We start from the raw sequence: 20638 nt of genomic DNA, 5'->3' as shown, positions 1-20638 counted from the left end.
GTCGTTACCGGATCGTCCGAGGCCCCTACTCGCGGCTCGCGAGGTGAACGGTCTGGGCCGTTCAAGACCGTTCCAGGGCTTGTCCGACCCAACCGTGACACGAGACCGTTCGGATTCGATAGATATCTCGAACTCGGAGACGACCGACCGCCCGGCGTTCCGGGCGTGGCTGGACGCGACGGCCGACCGCTTCGAGTCGGCCGACGAACGACGGGTCGAGGTGTTCGTCCGCTCGATGTTGCCGCCGCTCGGCGCCAAGTCGGGCCAGGAGGCGCTGATCGCGCGACTCGACGAACTGACCGACGAGTCCTCGCTCGACGCCGTCTCCGTGACGGTCACCGGCGACCGGCTCTGTCTCTGCGAGACCTGCGCGGGAACGGACACCGAGCGGGCGCTGCTCGACCGCATCGCCGAACTCGACGAGTGGGGTGGCGACCACGATGCCACCGCGAGTCCGTTCTTCGAGGTCAGGGATCTCGACTCGGCGATGGCCGACGAGACGGCGCGGGCGCTCGTCCCGCCGCGCGTGACCACCGCGCTCTACTGCGACGACTCGCTGGCCGGCGTGTTCCCCTGCAGGATCGACGGGCAAGAGTACGCGGTCGCGGACTTCGCCGACGCACTGCACCACTTCTGCGAGGAGCGCCAGCTGGTCGTCGAGCCGTAACCGGGTTCGACGCCGAGCGCCGCCGAACGTACCGACCGCCTACCCCGTTCTCGCCCCGTCAAGTCTATACATAACAATGTCACGTTCTCGGCTAGGCGAACGCATGACAGAGTCGCCTGTCGCACGAACCGATCGGACCGAGACCGGCGGAGCGCTGGGAGCCGGCCGGGGGTGGCGCTGATGTGCGGCATCACCGCCGCGATCGGCGCCGACGACGCGGTGTCGACGCTGCTGACCGGCCTCCAGAATCTCGAGTACCGAGGGTACGACTCGGCGGGCGTCGCCGTCGCCGACGGCGCGGGCGTCGAGGTCCTCAAGCGCGAGGGGAAAGTCGACGAACTCGTCGACCTCCTCTCGCGGAGTTCGATGGCCGGACGAGTCGGGCTGGGACACACCCGCTGGAGCACGCACGGCCCGCCGACGAACGCCAACGCCCACCCGCACACTGACTGTTACGGTGAGCTGGCCGTCGTCCACAACGGGATCATCGAGAACCACGGCGAACTGCGCGAGCGCCTCTCGGAGATGGGACACACCTTCTCCAGCGACACGGACACGGAGGTCGTCCCCCACCTCGTCGAGACGTACGTCACCGAGGGCGAGAGCGTCGAGGGCGCTTTTCGGCGCGCGGTCGAGGATCTGGCGGGCAGCTACGCGATCGCTATGGTCCACGAGGACGAGGAGGCCGTCTACGCCGCCCGCCAGGGGTCGCCGCTCGTCTTCGGCGTCGGCGACGACTCGTACTACCTCGCGAGCGACGTGCCGGCGTTCCTGGAGTTCACCGACGACGTGGTCTACCTCGAAGACAGCGACGTGATCCGGGTTACGCCGGAGGGATACGACATCACCGACGCCGACGGCACGCCGGTCGAGCGGAGCGTCGAGACGGTCGACTGGACCTCCGAGGACGTCGAGAAGGGGTCGTTCGACCACTACATGCGCAAGGAGATCGACGAACAGCCGACGGCGATCGCCCAGGCCGTGCGCGGCCGTGCCGACGGTGAGCGGGTCGCCTTCGAGTCGCTGTCGGCCGACGCCTTCGCCGACGCACGGCGGATCCACTTCGTCGCCTGCGGGACGTCCTACCACGCGGCGCTGTACGGCGCGCAACTGCTGCGTGACCGGGGCGTCCCCGCCCGGGCGTACCTCGCCAGCGAGTACGCGGTGACGGCGCCGCCGACCGAGGACGGGACGGTCCTCGTGGGGGTCACCCAGAGCGGGGAGACCGCCGACACGCTCGCGGCGCTCCGTCGGGGTGCCTCGGAGGGGTTGCGGACGCTGGCGGTGACCAACGTCGTCGGATCGACGGCCGCCCGCGAGTGCGACGACACCGTCCTGATCCGGGCCGGCCCGGAGATCGGCGTCGCCGCGACGAAGACGTTCTCCTCGCAAGTGGCGACGCTGGGGCTGCTCGCCGAGCGAATCGCTCGAGAGGTGGGCGGGTCGGGGTCGGCCCCCTCGGGGCTACCGGCCGCGCTCGACGACGTGCCCGACGGGGTCGAGACGATCCTGGCCGATTCCTCGGCGAGCGCGCTAGCGACCCGCTACGACGACAGCGACGCGTACTTCTTCATCGGCCGCGGGACGGGCCACCCCGTCGCGCTGGAGGGTGCGCTCAAGCTCAAGGAGATCTCCTACGAACACGCCGAGGGGTTCCCAGCGGGCGAACTCAAACACGGACCGCTGGCGCTGGTGACGCCGTCGACCCCGGTGTTCGCCATCTGCACGGGCCAGCACACCGAGAAGCTCGTCGGGAGTATCGAGGAAGTGAGCGCACGAGGGGCACCGGTCGTGGCGGTGGCTCCGCGCTCGGAGAAAGAAGTCGCCGCGGTCGCCGACGACGTGTTGTGGGTGCCAGAAACCCATCCCGAGCTCGTCGGCGTCCTGGCGAACGTCCAGCTCCAGCTGCTGTCCTATCACACCGCGACGTTGCTGGACCGACCCGTCGACAAACCGCGCAACCTGGCCAAGAGCGTCACGGTGGAGTGACCCCGCGCTACTCGCGTTCCTGACCGAGTGTGCGAGCTATCGTCACTCGACGGCTCACCGCTTGTCCGCCAGGTCACACACCGCGTTCTCCCCGGAGACGATGAAGGCGTCGTCACGCAACTGCTCCTCGGAGTCCGGCAGAAAGATGACCTGGTCCGGGTCGTCGACGACGTTGATCTTCTCCCACGCGATCAGCTCGTAGCCGAGGTTCTCTTCCAAGTCGGGGTCGACGGGCTGGTCGCACCAGTCCGCCGGGAGGGTCTGACCACCCCGCGACTTCGTCTGTCCGTCCGTCCACACGTCGGCGTTCTCGTTGTCTTCGGTCATGCTTGCTCCGTCGCTCGTCCCGCGTGGCGGCCGATCCGCCACGACTCGGGGGTCACGTTTCCGGTAATGCCCACCTACTCGTATAACGCTACTGTCCGTCTGAACTGACTTGTCCGAGAGACGATTGCGTAGTGGTGACGAGACAGTTACCGGATACTTGCAGTGATACCTGCTACCACCGAACGAGCCGACCGGCGGACACCTCCGGAGTCGGGAGGTTCAGGGACGCTCGAACGATGTCGTGCGCCGGCGTAGGAGCGGCTTACCTCGGAGTCTCTGGGACCGACTTCAGCCGAGTGTCGCCGAGACGACGTTCGTGAGGTGATCGTTGGAACGCTTGTCCAGAACCATTGCGAGGACGAGAAAGCACAGGCCGATCCCGACGGCAGTGGCGGCGGTGGCCACCGCCGTCCCGCGCAGGAGAACGAGCAGGCCGGCGCCGACCCCGGTCGCGAGGCCACCGGCGCCCAGCAGGTAACACAGGGCGACCGGGTGGGGCCGGTCGGCGACGTACTTGGTTCGGAGTCGCCACAGGAAGCTGCCGAGCAACATGGCCGAGACTCTGGGGATGTACGTCGAGTAATCGATGTGGCTCTCCTCCTCGCCGTAGACGGCTGGCGTCGGGACGTCGACGACGCGCATGTCGGCGACGTTGAGCCGGACGAGCAGGTCGTTGCAGTAGCCGTAGAACTCGTACATCTCGTCGAGGTCGGCGGCCTCGATAGCGTCGGTCGAGATCGCGGTGTAGCCGTTCTGGGGGTCGCCGATCCCCCAGTAGCCGCTGGCGATGCGCGTGAGGTACGTGAGCATGACGTTGCCGACGTAACGGAAGGCGGGCATCGAGTCGTGGTGGTCGTCCGTGAGGAGGCGGTTGCCCTTTGCGTAGTCGGCCCGACCGTCGACGACCGGGTCGATGATGCGCTCGATGACGTCGGGGTCCATCTGCCCGTCGCCGCCCATGACGGTGACGACATCGATCCCATCTGCCACCGCGCGCTGGTAACCGGTCTTTATCGCGCCGCCCACGCCCCGGTTCTCGCTGTGTTGGATCGGGACGACCCGGCGCTGGGTCCCGCCGTCGCCGACGAGTTCCGGCGTCGGCGCGTTCTGGCGCTGTGCGTGCTCGTGGATCTCCGCCCAGGTCCCGTCGGTCGAGGCGTCGTCGACGGGGTAGACGCGGTCGACGAACGTCGGGATCGAGTCGATGACGTCGCCGACGAAGCCCGCTTCGTTGTACGCCGGCACGACGACGCCGATTGTCGTGTCCTGATACATGTGCGTGGTGGTCGTCGGTCGGCACTAGGCGAAGGGTGGGCTTTGTTATAGCTCTCATACGACGACGTGGTCCGAGCCAAACGAGCGCTCAGCCCGGGACGGCCGCCCGGTCGACCAGCGTCGTCAGCCCCTCCTCGAAGGAGTACGCCGGCTCGTAGCCGAGGCGACTTCGCGCGCGCCCGAGCGCCGCACGCCTGTGTCTGCTGGCTCCTTCGCGGGGGTCGTTGTGGACGATCTCGCTGTCCGAGTCGACCAGCCGGACGACGCGCTCGGCGACCTCCCGGACCGAGACGCCGCTACCGCTGCCGACGTTGTAGGCCCGCCCGGTCGCGTCGGTCGTCGCCGCGCGGAGGTTCGCCCGAACGACGTCTTCGACGTGGACGAAATCCCGAGTCTGGGTTCCATCGCCTTCGATCGGGAGCACGTCGCCCGAGCGCGCCCGGTCGAGGAAGGTACCGACCACGTCGCCGGGGCCACTCCGATGGCCCGTCGGTCCCGGACCGTAGACGTTGAAATAGCGCAACGTGACCGTCTCCAGCCCGTACCGGTCGGCGAAGCGCCGCGTGTACTGGTCGGCTGCGAGCTTGTCGATCCCGTACGGCGTGAGCGGGGTCTTCCGGTCGGACTCGCGGATCGGAAGCGTGTCCGGTCGGCCGTACACCGCGGCGCTGGAGGCCGTGACGACCCGGGCGTCGGCGCGCCGAGCCGCGTCGAGGACCTTCACCGTGCCCGTCGCCGTCCGGCGGTGTCCCTCGACCGGCGACCGGAGCGAGGCGCGGGCGTCGGCCAGCGCCGCCTGGTGGAAGACGACCTCGACGCCGTCCATCGCTCGTTCGAGGTCGGTCGGGTCGCGCACGTCGCCGCGGATCAGCTCGGCGCCGTCGGGGACGTTCCCGGGCTCGCCCGTCGAGCAGTCGTCCAGGACGGTGACCTCACAGCGGTCGGTCAGCGCGCCCGTGAGGTGGCTCCCGACGAAGCCAGCCCCGCCGGTCACGAGGACGCGTTGCCCGCCGAGCTCGCTCGCCGGATCAGTCGTCACGCCGGGTCACCCCCGCGTCGGGCGTCCGTTCGGTCGATGCGTCGGGTCGATACCGGTCTCCGCGGTCCGGGGCCGAGCGCCGCGGACCGGGGCGGTCGCTGACACGCATTGGCTTCATTCGGCACACCGTACTCATAGTTATGTGTCGATTGAACCGTTCGTAGCGACCGCGTTCCCGAAAATCAGTCGTCGAAACGGACGGGTGAGGCCGTGTCGGGCTGGTGTGTCCGAACCGGTGCGGACCCGGTGGGCGCGGTGGGGCGACCGGTGGGCGCGGTGCGTCCCGCAGTCGAGAGCGGGATCACTGCAGCCTCTGGCGTCGTCGGGTCGCGACGTCGGCCATCGTCTCGACGGAGACCGTATCGCGGCGCTCGTCGATAGCTCGGAGGACGGCTTCGATCCGTTCGATCGCGTCGTCGTCGACCAGGTTGTTCGGGTGGAGCCAGAGGTGGAGGACGCCTTCGCCCTCGGCCGCGGCGTCCAACCCGCGTTCGACGAGTTCGACGACGGGGTCGCCGACGACGGGCTTGCTCGCTCGCAGTGGAAGCCCCTCGAAGCTGTAGAGGAACAGCGACGCCGGCAGCGTCACGAGGCCACCGTCGTCGACCGTCGGTCGAACGAGCGGAGGGCGGCCGTCCCCGATAGCGACGGTCCGCAGCTTCGCGGGGAGCGACCGGCGTTCGACCGGGCGGCGTCCGCGGTAGACCTCGAAGCCGTAGTCGGGCAGCAGGTCGACGTGGCCCACGTTGTTGCGCGGGAAGACGAACGACCGTCCGTCGATCCCCCACTCGTCCATGAGCGCCCGACTGCGCTCCAGCTCGGCGGCCGCCATCGCTCGCGTCGTCCCCGGAGCGCCGAGTTCGACGTGTGAGTACGTGTGGCAGCCGATATCGTGGTCGACGGGCGACGTCCGGAGTCGCTCGACGAGTTCGGGCCCCCGGGTCAGGTCGGGCCGGTCGACCCACTCGTCGCGCTCGCGAGCGAACCATCCGGGGCCGATCGGGTGGTCGGCGTGACGGCCGTCGCAGTCCTCGTGCAGCAGATGCGCGACCACCGCCCAGGTCGCCGGCACGTCGTACCGCTCGCAGAGTCGCCGAAGCGTCCGCCAGCCCTCCCGACCGCTCTCGACCCGGTCGCTCGGTGGGTCGTCGTAGTCGACGAAACCCCAGGCCAGCTCCGCGTCGACCGAGAGGACTACCGATCCCACGACTCGTGGCCCCCTTTCATGCGGTAGCCGAGACCGCACGCACTGATTGTTATCCCGCGATTATCCGCCGCGCCCTTCCGCCGCCCCGTCCCCCGACCGAGGCGAGCGAGCAGAGGACGCCGAGTAATCGACAGCACTACCAAAAACGGTGGTATAATTCAAAGATTGTATTTCTGTTCGACCAATCGGAACCTCGCCGATCGGCTACGGGGGCGCAGAACGCGGCCGAAACAGGTCGTAAAGCGTATATCGCGATATCGAAACGATGGTCCGGCACGACGAGCCGGGCCCATCTGCGGTCACCGAAGAGGCAGATATATCGCGTCTGTGGGCGCGAATACGGTGAGTTAGTAGATACTCCGCGTGGTCGGGCTTCCGTCCGGCGTAACGCACTCTCTATCTGTCTGTTTTCGTTTCTTTTGCTAAATTCGATATTTTCGTCCGGGCGAACGTATCGACGGGGCTCGGACCGGGAGACCGTATCGGTTCGACCGAGTCGGCGGTATCGGAATCGATATCGGCGAGAGGGTGTCCGCAGGGGGCCTATAACAATAGCCGGTTGCGGTCACGTCGCGGCCATGACGGGACTGATCGGACGGTCGCCGGGCGACACGGAGCTGGACGAGATGGCCGAAGCGATGGTCCGGGAGGACTGGTACGAACTGGAGACCGCGAGCGAAGGAGCGGCGGCCGTGGGCGTGCTCGAACACGGGACGCGCGACCCGGACGCGAACGTCGTCTGGCGGGGCGACGGTCTCCTGGGGGTCGTCTACGGAGTCGTGTCGAACCGCGACCGGCTGGCGCTGTCGTGGGGCGACCTCTTCCGCGGGGTCGCCGACGACTCCCGGGACACGCTTGCGCGGCTCGACGGCCCGTTCGCGCTCGCCTGCGTCGACACTCGCGCGAGCGTGGTCCACCTAGCGACGGACAAAGCCGGGAGCCGGCCGCTCTACTACGCGCCGGCCGGCGACCCCGACGGGGCCGGCGACCGCTTCGAAGGCGACGGGATCGCCTTCGCGTCGGAACTCGGGCCGCTGGCGGCCGAGCGGGCGGATCCGACGCTGGACCCTCGGGCGGTGGGGGACCTGCTGCTGTTCGGCGGCGTCGTCGGCGAGCGGACGCTCCTCACCGAGGTCGGGAGCCTCCCACCGGCGACGCGCCTGACCGTCGACGACGGGGTGTCGACCGAGCGCTACTGGGAACCGGCCCCAGAGGGGCTGGCGCCGTCGGGGTACCCCGACCGGTGGCTGGCCGACTACCGGCGTGCGCTGGCGGACGTGGCGACGACGGCGCGCGACCGGACGCTCTGGTTCCCGGGCGACGCCGACAGTCGGATCGCCGCGGCGGTGCTCGCGGACCAGTCGCCCCCGATTCGGACACTCGCGTGTGCGGGTCCGACCGGCGGCGACAGGGAGACGGGTGCATCGGTCGCCACGCGTCTCGGGACGCCGAACGCGGGGGATCACGGCGAGCCGGATCACCACCTCGTCGACGCCGTCGCCGACGCCGTGGCGGCGACCGACGCGATGGTGGCGTGGTCGACCGTCGACGCGCTCGCTTACGTGACCGACGGGCTCCACGACGACGCCGACGTGCTCGTCCACGGTGACGCCGCCCTCGACGCGGCGACGTGGGCGGGCGCCATCGCCGCGGACGATTCGGCGGCGAGCGCGCTCTCCGAGCACGAGTCCGTCATCCCGGCGGAGACGGTCCGCGACCTGCTCGCGGTCGACGCGGACCAGCTGGACTCCGTCGACGCGGTCGTCGCGAACTGCGTCGACGGGCCGGCCGAGCGGACGGCGGTCGACGCGGCCACACAGGTCCGGGCGGCGACCGAGTTGCGGAGTCGCGCGGTCCAGCGCCGGCAGGTCGGCACCAGAACGCTCGCGAGCGGGTCACTACTCGACACGGCCGCGCGGATGCCCACCGCATATCGGCTCGGGACGCTCCCCATCTCGGCACCGGTCGGCGCGGGCACCCCACCGATCCGCCGAGCGGTCGCCGAACGGCTCGGCTCCGACCTGGCGGTGATCCCGACGGGACCGGGCGGGGCCGATTCGGCCGCGCCACGGGATGACGCGGCGAGCGACGAGCGTGGAGTGCCGGCCGGTGACGGGTACGCCCGCCGGTACGCGACCGACGACCGCTTCCGGCGGTTCGTCGACGACCTCCTCGACGGCGTCGCCGAGCGCGCTCCCCTCGACGCAGCCGCCGTGTCGGCTCTGCACGACCGCCTCGCGGCGCGCGATCTGTCGACGTTCGCCCCGGTCGCGGCGCTGACGGGGCTGGAACTCTGGGCGCGTCGGCACCTGGACGACGACACCGCCGCCCGCGGGCGGTCGGCCGTCGAAGTCTGAGAGAAACCCGGCCGCACCTCTTCTCTACCGCGTCTGATACAGCGCGAGCGCGTCGGCGATCGCTTCTCGGTCGGCCTCCGAGAGACCGGGGTGGACCGGCAGCGAGAGGACCTCCTCGGCGGCTCGCTCGGCGACGGGGAAGCGCTCGTCGACGCCCTCGTAGGCCGGCTGCTCGTGGATCGGTGTCGGGTAGTAGACGCCGGTGTCGATCCCGCCGTCGTCGAGGTGAGCGACCAACCGCTCGCGGTCGGGCGCCCGGACGGTGTACTGGTGGAACGCGTGGTCGAGTCCGTCGGGGATCGTCGGGGGGTCGACGGGAGCGTCTGCCAGCGCTTCGGTGAGCGCGGCGGCGTTGTCCCGGCGGGCGCGGACGAACCGCGACAGACGTTTGAGCTGGACGCGACCGATCGCGGCGGCGACGTTCGTCATCCGGAAGTTGTGCCCGAGTTCGACGTGCTCGTACTGGTCGTTGCGACCGTGGTTGACGAACCGCGCCGCGCGGTCGGCGACCCGCTCGTCGTCGGTGACGACCATCCCACCTTCGCCGGTGGTCATGTTCTTCGTCGGGTAGAAAGAGAACGCGGCGGCGTCGCCGAGCGACCCGACCGGCTCGCCGCGGTAGCGGGCGCCGTGGGCCTGGGCCGCGTCCTCGACGACGACGGCGTCGTACTCCTCGGCCAGCCCGCACAGTTCGTCCATCGGCGCGGGCAGCCCGTAGAGGTGGACCGGGAGGACGGCGTCCACGTCGCCGCCACGGATCTCGACGGCCTCGCGGACCGCGGTCGGGTCGAGGTTGTAGGTGTCGGGGTCGACGTCGGCGAAGACGGGCTCGGCGCCGCAAAAGCGGACGGCGTTGGCCGTCGCGACGAACGAGAACGGCGTCGTGACGACGGTGTCGCCCTCGCCGATCCCGCAGGCACGCAGGGCGGTGTGTAGCGCCGTCGTCCCGTTCGAGGTGGCGACGCCGTGGTCGACGTGACAGGTCGTGGCGAACTCCCGCTCGAACGCGCGGACCTCCTCGCCGTCGGCGATCATCCCGCTGTCGAGCACGTCCGCGACGCGCTCGCGTTCCTCGCTACCCAGTGCGGGCTCGGCGATGGGGATCCGGCGGTGGTCTTCGAGGCTCACAGCTCGTTCCCTCCGAGGAGCGCCTCGGGGAGCGGGTCGTGACGCGCTGGGTTGCCCATCGCGAGCGTCCTCGGCGGTACGTCCTCGGTCACGACCGAGCCGGCGGCGACGAACGACCCCTCGCCGACGGTCACGCCGGGGAGGACCGTCGCGTTGGCGCCCACGGAGACGTTCGATTCGAGGGTGGCGCCGACGAGGTCGCTCGTCTCGCGAACCGGGTACGGATCGTTCGTGACGACGGCGTGGGGGCCGAGGAACACGTCGTCCTCGACGGTCGTCTTCGGCGGGAGGTAGACGCCGGTCTGGCAGCTGACGCGCGAACCGAGGGTCACGTCCCCGTCGAGGACGGCGTGGCTTCCGACGAGGACGTCGTCGCCGATCTCGGTTCCGCCGCGGACCAGCGCGTGGTGGCCGGTCGAGAAGCCGTCGCCGATCTCGACGTCGGTGTAGAGGATGGTACCACCGCGGACGGTTGCGTCGTCGCCGATTCGAGTGTACGCGCCGTCGGAGCCCCCGGGCTCGCCGACGACCGCCGTCTCGGCGACGTCGCAGCCGTCGCCGATTCGGACGGTCGAGAGGTCCTGTTCGCTCATGTGTCGGTCGACGGTCGGCACCGGTCGACCTTTGTTATGGAGCGCTTGCGCGGGCGGCCGTCACGACGCGTCCCCGGTCGACGTGTTGCGCCGGCCGTACGCGCCACGACGGCGGTCCGCCACGCCCGCGTCACTCGGTCGAAAACTGGTCCATCGCGAGTTCGAGATACGGAACCGCGACGGCCGTCGTCTCGGTCGCGCGGACCGTCCGCTGGGCGCGGTCGTACTCGACGAGGCCGGCGTCGTCGAGCTTCGGGAGGTTCGAGTGGACGAGCCTCGTCGCGACCTGGTCGCGGAAGTCGGCCGTCGAGAGCCCTTCGGGGGTATTCGCCCCGTCGACGACAGTCTCGACGAGGTCCTCGTAGGGCACCGGCCCCTCGGCCCGGCTCAGATACGCCAGCGTGTACCTGTTGCCGGGACGGGCCAGCAACTCGAACAGGTCGTCGACCGACACCGACCGCTCGCGGGCGGCGTCGCCCTCCCCCGGTTCGGTCGCCGACGCGTTCGTCGCGCTCTCGCCGTCCGCGTCGCTTTTCCCCCTCGGTCCGTCCGGATCTCCGCCTCCTCGCCGGTCGTCGTCACTCGACCGGCTCTCCGGTGGCTGCTCTGACCCCATACCGTCAGTTCTCACTCCGTTGTTATATACTCTCGCCTCCGGGACACGACCGGCTCGCACCGGACGATCCGACCAAAGCGTCCGGCGCGAACTGGCGTCGACCGCGTGCGCGACTCCGCGCCAGGCGGGGGGTGCGTTATGTCGAGGTTACGCGCTCGGCCGGCCGGTCGGCGCGACCGTTCAGACCACCGTAATCGCGGTACGCAAAGCGAAAATTCTGGAGCGTCGAAACCTCTTTACGTGGTAGCCGACTCGGTGTGAGTACAGCGGAAAGTGGGACGCAAGCGGGTCCCGACGACAACGTCCGCGTGAGTTCCCGGTCACCGACCGGCAGCAGGATGCACCCGTCCGACACTACATTGCAACAATGACCACAGATTGGGACGACGTCAGCTTCGTCATCAGTTCGCGGTATCGCGTCGCAGTTCTCAAGCGACTCGCAGACGGCCCCTCGACGCCGTCGCAGATCGCTTCCGACGAGGACGTGGGTATCGCGCACGTCTCGCGGGCGCTCCAGCGCCTCCGAGAACGGTCGCTCGTGGACCTCCTCGTCTCCGACGACCGAAAGAAAGGCCGCGTCTACGGCCTCACAGAACAGGGACGCGACGTGTGGGACAAGATCGAAGCCGAAAACATGGTGTGAGCGAATCCGGCCCGACCGCGCACCAGCTGGCGAGCGGCCGACCCAGCCGTCGGCCGGCGACACCTCGCGTCGCTCCGCACGCCACCCGTGACGACCGGGGACCGCCCGTTCGACCGGCGAGTACGGCGCCCTTACCCGACGCCGTCCCACTCCGAACCGCCGTTTCTCGCGTCCGACTCCCGTCCGAACCGCGCTCGACTTTACAGGCATAGGTTTGTAATGGGTACCCCGCGAGTAGGGTGACCGTTCCCGGGCCGTCCGGCTCGGAATCAGCTCCATTCGTGACACTTGTGGGGATGGTCGCTCCCTTCCGGGAGGCCTGCAGGCCCGGACCGGTGGATCGATCGGCGGCGTCACGCGCGGGCGCGCCGCGTCGCGTGCCGAGTCCGTGCGGGGCGCGAGCGACGACGATGCGGCTCTGCTCCACGGTGTCGCGTCGTTCCGGCGGGGAGACTAGCGAATACCTGCGAGTCGCGTGCCGAGACGCCGCCCGACGGTCTCGTGGCACGAAGCGGCTTTAGGGGCCGGATTACTATCGGTCGGTGGGACGGGATCATAGCCGATGACGGAACACATCTCCGACAGCGACCTGGAGCGAATCGCCCAGTTCGTGGACACGCCGGCCTACGAGCGCGAGCCCGAGCAGTTGTTGCCCGAAGACGTCGAAGAGGAGTAGTCGCCGGCACCGTCGACCCGGGTTCCTGTCACTTTCGGCGCGCCGCCGTGTTCTGGCGGCCTCGCTTCGTTCGACCAGCGCCGCCCCCGGTCGGCACCGCCCCGTCCCGGAGTCGGTGGGCACTGACGGCTCGAGAGGACACGGCAGGCGGCGTCGCCCCACGAGGCGTCAGGAGTGTCTGCGGAGGTCGTCGGGGACCTGACGGCGGTTCATGGTCCACACGACGATGTGTGCGCCGACGGTGAGGAGGAAGCCCGAGAAGACGATGACGCCGAGCGTGACGTCGGTCATGTCCGCGAAGACCCAGACGTTCAGGTTCGACAGGGCGACCAGGGCGATCCCGAGGAGCGCCAGCGGGAGGTACAGGTACTGCCAGGGCACCTCCCGCTCGCCCGGGTTCAGGTACTGGTCGACGTCGTTGGCCGCCTGCGTCAGCTCGACCTCACCGGTGTCCTGGTCGTAGCGAACCAGCCCGGCGTCCTCGAGTTTGGGGACGTGCGTCTGATACAGCGAGACGTAGACGCGCTTGCGTTGCTGTTTCGTCAGATCTTCGACAGTCGTGTCGTTCTCCCAGGCCGCCACGTCCTCTGCGAGCTCCGTCAGTTCGACCGGCGCGTCGTCGGTGCGGAGCAGATAGAGCACGTAGCGTCGTCTGGCGCTACTGAGGATGTCGAAGACGACGTCCTGCGTGAGCGCCTCCTCGTCTGTCGACATCCACCATCAGCCCTCGCGTCGGTATGTCGGTGGACTGTTACTACTGGCAGCCACCCCATTGTCGTATCTCGACACAGACGGGCAAATCAGTGGGTCTCACTTTGTTACGAACCGGTTACCCGAACCGCGACCGCCTGGGGTCCGGTTATCGGCCGTGATAGGCGCTCTCGGGCCGTATCCGGGGAGACCGTGAGCGACCCGCTGGGCGGGCCGATCCGTATCGACGGGCTACCAGTCAAAGGAAACGCATAACAAAGCCGACGCTCGGCGCTACCCCCGGGTGATTCATGAAGCACGGACGGTCGACACCGGCGGTCAGGTCCCCGTTAGGCAACCGGGCCCGGAACGCGTCGAACGGCGCGCTCACGCGGGTCGAGCGATGGTCGAACTCGGTCGGCGCGCGACGCCGTGGCGCGGCCGGCGACGGAGGGCGGTCGTGAGCGACCAGGTCCGTACCGGCGTCGTCGGCGTCGGGAACATGGGTCGCCACCACGCGCGGGTCTACAGCGAACTCCCCGGCGTCGACCTGATCGGGGTCGCCGACGTCGACGCCGACCGCGCCGCCGAGGTCGCCGCGGAGTTCGACACGGCCGCACGCGACCGCGAGACGCTCCTCGCCCGGACCGAGGCCGTCTCGGTGGTCGTCCCGACGCGGTTCCACGAGGCGGTCGCGCGAGCGGCCATCGACGCCGGGACGGATATCCTCGTCGAGAAGCCGTTCGTCGCCGACCCCGACGTGGGACGGGACCTCCTCGCGGCCGCCCGCGAGGCGGACTGTCTCGTCCAGGTCGGCCACATCGAGCGGTACAACCCCGCCGTCATCGCGCTGGGTGACGTCATGGTCGACGCCGACCCGATCGCCTTCGCCGCCCGACGGCAGGGCCCACCGGTCGACCGCGACAGCGTCGACAGCGTCGTCTTCGACCTCATGATCCACGACATCGACGTGATCTGTTCGCTGACCGACCAGCCTGTCGTGGACGTGGCGGCGGCCGGCGCGGCCGAGGGCGGCCACGTCGTCGCCCAGCTGGAGTTCGCCGACGGCCGCGTCGCGTCGCTGACGGCCAGCCGCGTCACCCAGGAGCGGGTCCGCGACCTGGCGGTGACCGCCGAGGACTGCCACGTCGAGGTCGACTACATGGACCAGTCCGTCGAGATCCACCGCCACTCGTTGCCGGAGTACGTCGCGACCGACGGCGACGTGCGCTACCGCCACGAGAGCGTCATCGAACGACCGACCGTCGAGACGGGCGAGCCGCTGAAAAACGAACTGTCGTCGTTCGCCGAGTCGGTCCGCGAGCGGACCGAACCGGAGACGACCGGCGAGGACGGCATCCGCGCGGTCGAACTCGCCGAGCGGATCGAGGCCGCCGCCGAGGGCGGGTCCGACCGCCCGTCCGCGGAGGTGCCCAGCCCATGAGCAGCCAGCGCTCGGAACCGACGGCACTCTACGGAGCCGACGCCGACGAACCCGCCCAGCGACGCGCGTTCACCGACGGCTCGGTCCCCGTCGCCGTCTACGGCCTCGGGAAGATGGGCCTGCCGCTGGCCGCCGTCTACGCCGAGGTGTCCGGTGCGGTGACCGGCGTCGACATCGACCCCGAGGTTGCCCGGGCCGTCGACGCCGGCGAGTGCCCCATCGAGGGCGAGCCCGGGCTCCCCGAGGCGGTCGAACGACTGACTGCCGACGGGTCGCTGTCGGCGACGACCGACGCGGTCGGCGCCGCCGCCGAGGCGAGCGTCCACGTCGTCATCGTCCCGACGCTCGTCGAGGACGACCGGCCCGACCTCTCGGCGCTGGAAGCGGCGGTCCGGTCGGTCGGCGAGGGGCTCGAGCCCGGTGACACGGTGATCGTCGAGTCGACCGTCCCACCGCGAACCTGTCGCGACCGCGTGAGCCCCTGGCTCGAAGCCGAGAGCGGCCTCGAACTCGGTGAGTTTGGCCTCGCCGTCTGCCCCGAGCGGACTATGAGCGGTCGGGCGCTCGACGACATCCGAGGCGCCCACCCGAAGGTCGTCGGCGGTGCCGACGACGAGAGCACCCGGGTCGCCGAGCTGGTCTACGGGCAGATCACCGACGCGGAGATCTACGCGGTGAGCGACGCCGCGACCGCCGAGTGCGTGAAGGTGTTCGAAGGGCTGTACCGCGACGTCAACATCGCCCTGGCGAACGAGCTCGCGACGCTCTCGAGGGAGTTCGGCGTCGACGTGCCCGAGGCGATCGCGGTGGCCAACACCCAGCCCTTCTGCGACATCCACGACCCCGGCCCGGGCGTCGGCGGCCACTGCATCCCGTACTACCCGTACTTCGTCATTTCGGAGCTCGAGAGCGCGACGCCGCTGCTGGAGACGGCCCGACACGTCAACGAGTACATGCCAGAGTACACGGTCGACCGGGCGGCCGAGGCGTTGGCCGACGAGGGTCGGGACCTGTCCGACGCTACCGTCGCCGTGTTCGGACTCGCCTACCGCCCCGGCGTCGACGAGACGCGCGCCTCGCCCGGGGTCGATATCGCGGAGCTACTCGCCGACCGCGCGGGGACGGTGTACGCGGTCGACCCCGTCACCACGGACTCGCCGCCGGAGGGCGTCGAGCGCGTTTCGCTGGACGACATCGGCGCCCGCGAACTGGACCTTGCCGTCGTCGCCACGGCCCACGACGAGTTCGAGACGATCCCCTGGGCGGCGTTCGACGACCCGGTCGTCCTCGACGGGCGTCGGCAGTTCGACGCCGACGCTGTCGGGCACCCGGTCGTCCGGTTCGGTGACGGCTCCGGGGAGGACTAGCGAGGGTCGATCTGTCTGACCAGCACGTCACCGTTCGACTGCACCGTGACCTCGTGGGCGCCGATCTCGAACACGACGCGGCCGGCGACCGCTCCTCCGTGGTCGGTGAACAGTCTGTCGAGCGCGTCCGGGTCGACGGCGTCGTACAGGGTCGCCTCCATCTCGGTCGGCTCTATCGCCTTCGCCTCGGCGATCGCCTCGACCACGGCGATACTCAGGTCCGTCTCCCGGTCTCGGTCGGCCGCTCGCGAGTGAACTACGCGCGGTCCGCCCTCCCGGACCGCCACGGGGTCGTCTCCCTCCGCCGTTCGTTCCGCCATCCTCACACCACCCAGTGTGCTCCAGCAGTCGTTTCTGACACCATTCGAATACACCACGGGAATTCTCCCCGCTCGCAAAGAAGCTTCGGGATCACGACGCATCGCGAAGCCCCACCCTTACGATGCGAACGGATCGCATACCCCGGTCGGTTCGCCCGTAGCGTCGGCCTTACTCCCGGACGGCCGAAACGGGCCGGGGTAACCACCGCGTTATACTAACGCTGGTGATTGTTCAATCAAGAAAGATTAAGTGGCCATGAGCCATCACGGACAGACGGCGCAACACACTCTGTGGAGGGGTCTCCAGCGCCGGGGGTACGGACACATGAATGCCGACATATCCCACGAACCGACCGCGAATCGAACGCTAACTGTCACGGACACGTTTCGGCGGGCGACTCATGAGTGAGCGCTCGCGACCACGTCTCGCCCGAAGCGTGACCGAGGATCGGAGGCGCGGCTCTCCGGAGGTGGCGACCTGATGTCGTCGACGTCCCAGCGTGCGGGCGACGGTGATATCCTCGCCGAGGAAGCCGACGAGCCCGAACCGGAAGCGGTCGCGGAGACCGAATCCGCCCCCGAGTCGGAGGCCGACTCCCAGTCGGTCGCCGACCTGCCGCTCGACCACGTCTTCGAGATCCTCAAGAACGAACGGCGCCGGACGGTGCTTCACTACCTGCAAGACCACGGCGGAACGGTCTCGCTCGGGGAGCTCGCGGAGCACGTCGCCGCCGTCGAGAACGGGACGACCGTCGCGCAGGTGACGTCCAACGAGCGCAAGTGCGTCTACGTCGGGCTCTACCAGTGTCACCTCCCGAAGATGGACGACATGGACATCGTCGAGTTCAATCAGAACCGCGGCCGGATCTCGCTCGGCCCGAACGCTGCCCAGCTCTACGAGTACCTCGAGGAGTCCGACGACCTCGACCGCCCGTGGCCGCTCTACTACGGGTCGCTCACGGGCGCCGGCGTCCTCGGACTGGTCGCGAGCCAGCTCGGCGCCGCCGCCGTCGGTCTGACGCCGACCGTCGTCGCGACGGTCGTCCTCGTCGGGGTCGTCGGCGTCTCCGCCGCACAGACGCTCGACCGCCGCGACGAGGAGTAGCGTCTCCCCCGTTACGTCTCCGTTCTTTGCTACTCGGGCAGCACCAGCTACCGGACTCGGCCTCGGCTCTCGGGTTCGACACCGACCGCCGGGTTCGGTCTCGGCTCTCGGGTTCGGCGGTCGAATCGAACGAATCCGAAAAACGAGACCGCTTCGCGGCTCAGCGGACCGCGCCGAGCTCGACGAACGCCGGTTCGGTCGCCGAGACCCAGGTCGCCATCCGCTTGTGTTCGTCGACCCCGGCGGGGTAGATGGTACACTCGTCCGGTGCGTCGTCGTAGCGCTCGACGACCGCTCGTAGCTCCCACGTCGGCGCTTCGCGTTCGCCGCCGGTCTGGCGCGTCGTGTCCGTCGACATACCGCATCGGAGGCGGCGTCGACTCATTGTAATTGGTCGTCTACAGCGCCGGAAAACAGTGTATAGGGCGGTTAAACGACCGAACTGGCGAAAACTGTCGAAACTGTTCGGATCGATGGCTCGTCGCGTCTCACCGTGGTCGCCATCCTGGCGGCCACCGGCTCCGACGGCGGTCGCCCGGCGGTCACCGCCCGCAACGGTACACGTCCCGTCCGGCGACGACGGCGCGGGTCACGGTCGGCACCGGATCGGGGTCGACGACGACCAGGTCGGCCCGCGCACCCGGCGCGAGCTCGCCCCGGTCGTCGAGGCCGGCGACCCGGGCGGGCTCGCTCGTGACGCGAGCCACTCGGCGGGCGAGGGGCTCGCCGGTGTCGACGAACACCGACGCCAGCAGCGCCTGGGGGCGGTAGTCCGAGCAGAGCAGGTCGACGACGCCGGCGTCGATCGCCTCGCGGGCGTCGAGATTGCCCCAGAGGCTCCCGCCGCGGACGAGGTTCGGCGCGCCCATCGCGGTCGCGGCGCCGCGCTCGTTCGCCCGGCGGGCCGCGGGGAGCGACACCGGGTACTCGCACAGATCGACGCCGTGGGCCAGCGCGTGCTCGACGGCGGCGGGGTCGGCGTCGTCGTGGGAGGCGACCAGCACGTCCGCCGCCGACAACTCCTCGGCGAGGTCGGCGACCCGCTCTCTGACGGTCCGCTCGGGGACGGCGCGCCGTTCCGCCCCGGCCCGGGCCGCCTCGTCGGCGGCGGCGCCCCGGCCGTCGGCGTAGCGGCTGGCGAACGCCGCTTCGTCTTCGAACTGGCCGCGGCCGGGCGCGTGTGCCATCACCGATGCGATGTCGACGACCGGTCGCTCGACCAGGTCGCCGACGACCGCGACCGAGGCGGGATCGGTGACCTCACACCGGGCGTGGACGCGGTGGTCGGCCACCAGGTCGGCGTCCGTGTCGACCGCCTCCAGAAGCTCCGTCGCGCCCTCGATCGACCGGTTCTTCTCCGGGGCCTCCTCGAAGGCGATCGCGTCGAACTTGGTCGTGACGCCGGCCGCCAGCGCTAGCCGGTCGGCCGTCGCCAGCGCGGTCGCCGCGTCGACGCGCTCGCCCGACCGGGGGAACCGATAGCGTTCGACCTCGTCACCGTGGAGGTCGACCAGCCCCGGGAGGACGACCCGGTCGGTGGCGTCGAGGCGCCGCTCTGTCGTCCCGTCGTCGCGGGCTCCGTCGGCCGTCACCCGACCGTCGTTCCCGCCGGCGCGTTCGGTCCCCTCGACCGCGGCGATCCGGTCGCCTTCGACGACGACGCGGGCGTCCTCGAGTGCGGCCGCGGGCGTGACGACGGTCCCGCCTTCGACGACCAGGCGTTCGGTCCGTTCGCTCATCGTCCGTCCGTCAGGGGGTCGATACGCATAGTAATGGGTCGACTAAACGGCCGACGACGGCGCGGTGTCCGCGAGCGGCCGCTATCGCGGTCGTCGCCGAACGCGGCCGCTATCGCGGTCGGGCTTCAAAGAATGGAACAGGGAATCAGGGCGGCGCCCGCCGTCGTCCGGGACGGGCGTCGGACCGGCGGCGGGCGTCCGTGCAGTCGAATGGACGGCGGTGGGACCTCCCCCGACCCCCCGCACGGAGGTACCGAGGGGTCACACTTGGTTATCGTCCGCGTACGGGCCGGTTTCGAATTCGATACCGCGGCGACGGGCTCCGAGCTCGCTTCGAACGGCAAGGGGTCGCAGGTCGTTCCGCGCGGAGGAACCGGTCCGCGAACGCCGGCGGTCTGAAGCGAGTCGCTACTCGTCCGAAGCGGTCGAAGGTATCGCCAGTCGCCTCTCAGCGGCCCGTTACGCGGTGCGTACCCCCGTGAACGATTGACTCGGTTTAACCGTCTCACCCCCCTCCGATCGATCGCCGTCGACCCAACGACCGGAACCACCTGACACGCCCGAACCCCTGTGCATCGCCGACGTGACGCCCGTTCCCGTCGGCTTCCCAGCCCACCGGTCGGCCGCTCCGTCGGTCTGGCGCTCCTCGCCCGGGGCGCTACGCGGGAAGACGGCTGCGTCTACCAGCGGTCCGCGGCCGTGGTGCCGGCCCCCAGCCCGTGACCCGATGGGCCGGCGCCGCGGCCGGTTCGACCGCGGTTTCTCGCCGCCAGACCTGAACGACCACCGACAGGTATACGGTTGCGCCCCGAGAGCCCCAGCCATGGTGTCGGACGACGCGCCCGAGGGCAGACGGAGCAAAGTCGAGCGGCTCGTCGCCGCCTACGGGCTGGATGGGATGGGTGACAGACTGGTCGACAGCTGGACGGGTTCGACCGGGGCGCGGACGAGTCTCCGGGACCTGGCCGACGAGTTCAACAGGGCCGTCCTGCGGTCGGCGATGCGTCGTGCCGACCGCAACCCGACCGAACACGCGGTCGCCGACGCCTACGAGACGCTGACCGACGACGAGACGAGCGAAGGGCGGAGGGCCGAGATGCGCAACGACCTCGCCCGCGCCGGCGTCGACGTGGACGCGCTCGCCGAGGACTTCGTCTCCCACCAGGCCGTCCATACCTACCTCACGGAGGTCAGAGGGGTCGCGCCGCCGGAGTCGGCGACCGACCCTGTCGACAGCGACGTGGAGACGCTCCAGCGGCTCGTCGGGCGGACGACCACCGTCGCCGAGGGCACGCTCACCCGCCACCGTGACGCCGACCGGATCACCCTCGGAGAGTTCGACGTGTTCCTCGACGCACGCGTCATCTGTCACGACTGCGGCGCCGACCGCGACGCCGTCTCGTTGCTCCGCGACGGCGGCTGCGGGTGCGATCCCGACGACGGCACCCGCTGAGAT

At 69.8% G+C, this 20638-nt stretch carries 19 protein-coding genes; 8 read left to right on the top strand and 11 right to left on the bottom strand.

What is annotated here, in order from left to right; translation table 11 throughout:
* Positions 1–94: 94 nt before the first annotated feature.
* Together I7X12_RS02955 and glmS are read left to right on the top strand one after the other, a co-directional pair.
* The gene (locus I7X12_RS02955; protein WP_198062397.1) at positions 95–667 is read left to right on the top strand and encodes an HTH domain-containing protein; all 573 of its coding nucleotides are present in this window, start codon (positions 95–97) and stop codon (positions 665–667) included.
* A 180-nt stretch (positions 668–847) separates the two neighbouring features.
* Positions 848–2656, top strand: coding sequence for a glutamine--fructose-6-phosphate transaminase (isomerizing) (gene glmS, locus I7X12_RS02950; RefSeq protein WP_198062396.1), 1809 nt, complete (start codon positions 848–850; stop codon positions 2654–2656).
* 54 nt (positions 2657–2710) lie between these two features.
* Here glmS and I7X12_RS02945 read toward each other — a convergent pair whose 3' ends face one another.
* The 4 genes from I7X12_RS02945 to I7X12_RS02930 form a co-directional block, all read right to left on the bottom strand.
* The gene (locus tag I7X12_RS02945; RefSeq protein ID WP_198062395.1) at positions 2711–2983 is read right to left on the bottom strand and encodes a hypothetical protein; all 273 of its coding nucleotides are present in this window, start codon (positions 2981–2983) and stop codon (positions 2711–2713) included.
* A 288-nt stretch (positions 2984–3271) separates the two neighbouring features.
* Positions 3272–4258, bottom strand: a complete 987-nt coding sequence (locus tag I7X12_RS02940) for a glycosyltransferase family 2 protein (protein ID WP_198062394.1) — start codon at positions 4256–4258, stop codon at positions 3272–3274.
* Between the two features lie 88 nt (positions 4259–4346).
* Entirely contained in the window at positions 4347–5297 is a 951-nt protein-coding gene (locus I7X12_RS02935) for an NAD-dependent epimerase/dehydratase family protein (RefSeq protein ID WP_198062393.1), read from the bottom strand.
* Positions 5298–5598: 301 nt separating this feature from the next.
* Positions 5599–6504, bottom strand: a complete 906-nt coding sequence (locus I7X12_RS02930; RefSeq protein ID WP_198062392.1) for a polysaccharide deacetylase family protein — start codon at positions 6502–6504, stop codon at positions 5599–5601.
* A gap of 578 nt (positions 6505–7082) precedes the next feature.
* Here I7X12_RS02930 and I7X12_RS02925 point away from each other — a divergent pair.
* A complete protein-coding gene (locus I7X12_RS02925) occupies positions 7083–8861 on the top strand; it encodes a class II glutamine amidotransferase domain-containing protein (RefSeq protein ID WP_198062391.1) in 1779 nt (592 codons plus the stop codon).
* Positions 8862–8885: 24 nt separating this feature from the next.
* Here I7X12_RS02925 and I7X12_RS02920 read toward each other — a convergent pair whose 3' ends face one another.
* From I7X12_RS02920 to I7X12_RS02910, 3 genes are all read right to left on the bottom strand, one after another.
* Positions 8886–9989 (bottom strand): DegT/DnrJ/EryC1/StrS family aminotransferase, encoded by a 1104-nt coding sequence (locus I7X12_RS02920; RefSeq protein ID WP_198062390.1) that lies wholly within the window; start codon positions 9987–9989, stop codon positions 8886–8888.
* Positions 9986–10582, bottom strand: a complete 597-nt coding sequence (locus tag I7X12_RS02915) for an acyltransferase (protein WP_232342995.1) — start codon at positions 10580–10582, stop codon at positions 9986–9988. The genes I7X12_RS02920 and I7X12_RS02915 overlap by 4 nt, the downstream gene beginning before the upstream one ends.
* 130 nt (positions 10583–10712) lie before the next feature.
* Positions 10713–11198, bottom strand: a complete 486-nt coding sequence (locus I7X12_RS02910; RefSeq protein WP_198062388.1) for a DUF7344 domain-containing protein — start codon at positions 11196–11198, stop codon at positions 10713–10715.
* 367 nt (positions 11199–11565) lie between these two features.
* On the opposite strand from I7X12_RS02910, the gene I7X12_RS02905 reads away from it, so the two are divergent.
* Entirely contained in the window at positions 11566–11841 is a 276-nt protein-coding gene (locus tag I7X12_RS02905; RefSeq protein WP_006885155.1) for a winged helix-turn-helix domain-containing protein, read from the top strand.
* A gap of 844 nt (positions 11842–12685) precedes the next feature.
* Here I7X12_RS02905 and I7X12_RS02900 read toward each other — a convergent pair.
* Positions 12686–13231 (bottom strand): DUF7344 domain-containing protein, encoded by a 546-nt coding sequence (locus I7X12_RS02900; protein WP_198062387.1) that lies wholly within the window; start codon positions 13229–13231, stop codon positions 12686–12688.
* Between the two features lie 436 nt (positions 13232–13667).
* On the opposite strand from I7X12_RS02900, the gene I7X12_RS02895 reads away from it, so the two are divergent.
* Positions 13668–14651 carry a Gfo/Idh/MocA family protein gene (locus I7X12_RS02895; protein ID WP_394355624.1) on the top strand — a complete coding sequence of 328 codons (984 nt, stop codon included), beginning with the start codon at positions 13668–13670 and terminating at the stop codon, positions 14649–14651.
* On the top strand, positions 14648–16018 hold the full coding sequence (locus I7X12_RS02890; protein ID WP_198062385.1) for a nucleotide sugar dehydrogenase: 1371 nt from the start codon (positions 14648–14650) through the stop codon (positions 16016–16018). Before I7X12_RS02895 ends, I7X12_RS02890 begins: the two co-directional genes overlap by 4 nt.
* Here the strand turns inward: I7X12_RS02890 and I7X12_RS02885 are convergent.
* A complete protein-coding gene (locus I7X12_RS02885) occupies positions 16015–16338 on the bottom strand; it encodes a HalOD1 output domain-containing protein (RefSeq protein ID WP_198062384.1) in 324 nt (107 codons plus the stop codon). The two genes, I7X12_RS02890 and I7X12_RS02885, sit on opposite strands and share 4 nt — an antisense overlap.
* A gap of 481 nt (positions 16339–16819) precedes the next feature.
* Here I7X12_RS02885 and I7X12_RS02880 point away from each other — a divergent pair, with 481 nt between their 5' ends.
* Entirely contained in the window at positions 16820–17443 is a 624-nt protein-coding gene (locus tag I7X12_RS02880; RefSeq protein ID WP_198062383.1) for a DUF7344 domain-containing protein, read from the top strand.
* Positions 17444–17603: 160 nt separating this feature from the next.
* Here the strand turns inward: I7X12_RS02880 and I7X12_RS02875 are convergent, their stop codons facing one another.
* Together I7X12_RS02875 and I7X12_RS02870 are read right to left on the bottom strand one after the other, a co-directional pair.
* Positions 17604–17801 carry a DUF7511 domain-containing protein gene (locus I7X12_RS02875; RefSeq protein ID WP_198062382.1) on the bottom strand — a complete coding sequence of 66 codons (198 nt, stop codon included), beginning with the start codon at positions 17799–17801 and terminating at the stop codon, positions 17604–17606.
* Between the two features lie 184 nt (positions 17802–17985).
* Positions 17986–19182, bottom strand: a complete 1197-nt coding sequence (locus tag I7X12_RS02870) for an alpha-D-ribose 1-methylphosphonate 5-triphosphate diphosphatase (protein ID WP_198062381.1) — start codon at positions 19180–19182, stop codon at positions 17986–17988.
* Positions 19183–20005: 823 nt separating this feature from the next.
* Here I7X12_RS02870 and rdfA point away from each other — a divergent pair.
* Complete coding sequence (rdfA, locus tag I7X12_RS02865) at positions 20006–20635, top strand: rod-determining factor RdfA (protein ID WP_198062380.1); 630 nt, start codon at positions 20006–20008, stop codon at positions 20633–20635.
* Positions 20636–20638 lie beyond the last annotated feature (3 nt).

This window comes from Halosimplex litoreum (genome assembly GCF_016065055.1).
In the GTDB taxonomy this organism is placed as follows: domain Archaea; phylum Halobacteriota; class Halobacteria; order Halobacteriales; family Haloarculaceae; genus Halosimplex; species Halosimplex litoreum.
This window is presented reverse-complemented; position numbering and strand designations above follow the sequence as displayed.

Coding starts and splice junctions, on each gene's coding strand:
- I7X12_RS02885 (WP_198062384.1), bottom strand. CDS start 16,338: ATGGCGGAACGAACGGCGGAGGGAGACGACCCCGTGGCGGTCCGGGAG.
- I7X12_RS02925 (WP_198062391.1), top strand. CDS start 7,083: ATGACGGGACTGATCGGACGGTCGCCGGGCGACACGGAGCTGGACGAG.
- I7X12_RS02940 (WP_198062394.1), bottom strand. CDS start 4,258: ATGTATCAGGACACGACAATCGGCGTCGTCGTGCCGGCGTACAACGAA.
- I7X12_RS02870 (WP_198062381.1), bottom strand. CDS start 19,182: ATGAGCGAACGGACCGAACGCCTGGTCGTCGAAGGCGGGACCGTCGTC.
- I7X12_RS02900 (WP_198062387.1), bottom strand. CDS start 13,231: ATGTCGACAGACGAGGAGGCGCTCACGCAGGACGTCGTCTTCGACATC.
- I7X12_RS02915 (WP_232342995.1), bottom strand. CDS start 10,582: ATGAGCGAACAGGACCTCTCGACCGTCCGAATCGGCGACGGCTGCGAC.
- I7X12_RS02945 (WP_198062395.1), bottom strand. CDS start 2,983: ATGACCGAAGACAACGAGAACGCCGACGTGTGGACGGACGGACAGACG.
- I7X12_RS02875 (WP_198062382.1), bottom strand. CDS start 17,801: ATGTCGACGGACACGACGCGCCAGACCGGCGGCGAACGCGAAGCGCCG.
- I7X12_RS02910 (WP_198062388.1), bottom strand. CDS start 11,198: ATGGGGTCAGAGCAGCCACCGGAGAGCCGGTCGAGTGACGACGACCGG.
- I7X12_RS02905 (WP_006885155.1), top strand. CDS start 11,566: ATGACCACAGATTGGGACGACGTCAGCTTCGTCATCAGTTCGCGGTAT.
- I7X12_RS02880 (WP_198062383.1), top strand. CDS start 16,820: ATGTCGTCGACGTCCCAGCGTGCGGGCGACGGTGATATCCTCGCCGAG.
- glmS (WP_198062396.1), top strand. CDS start 848: ATGTGCGGCATCACCGCCGCGATCGGCGCCGACGACGCGGTGTCGACG.
- rdfA (WP_198062380.1), top strand. CDS start 20,006: ATGGTGTCGGACGACGCGCCCGAGGGCAGACGGAGCAAAGTCGAGCGG.
- I7X12_RS02890 (WP_198062385.1), top strand. CDS start 14,648: ATGAGCAGCCAGCGCTCGGAACCGACGGCACTCTACGGAGCCGACGCC.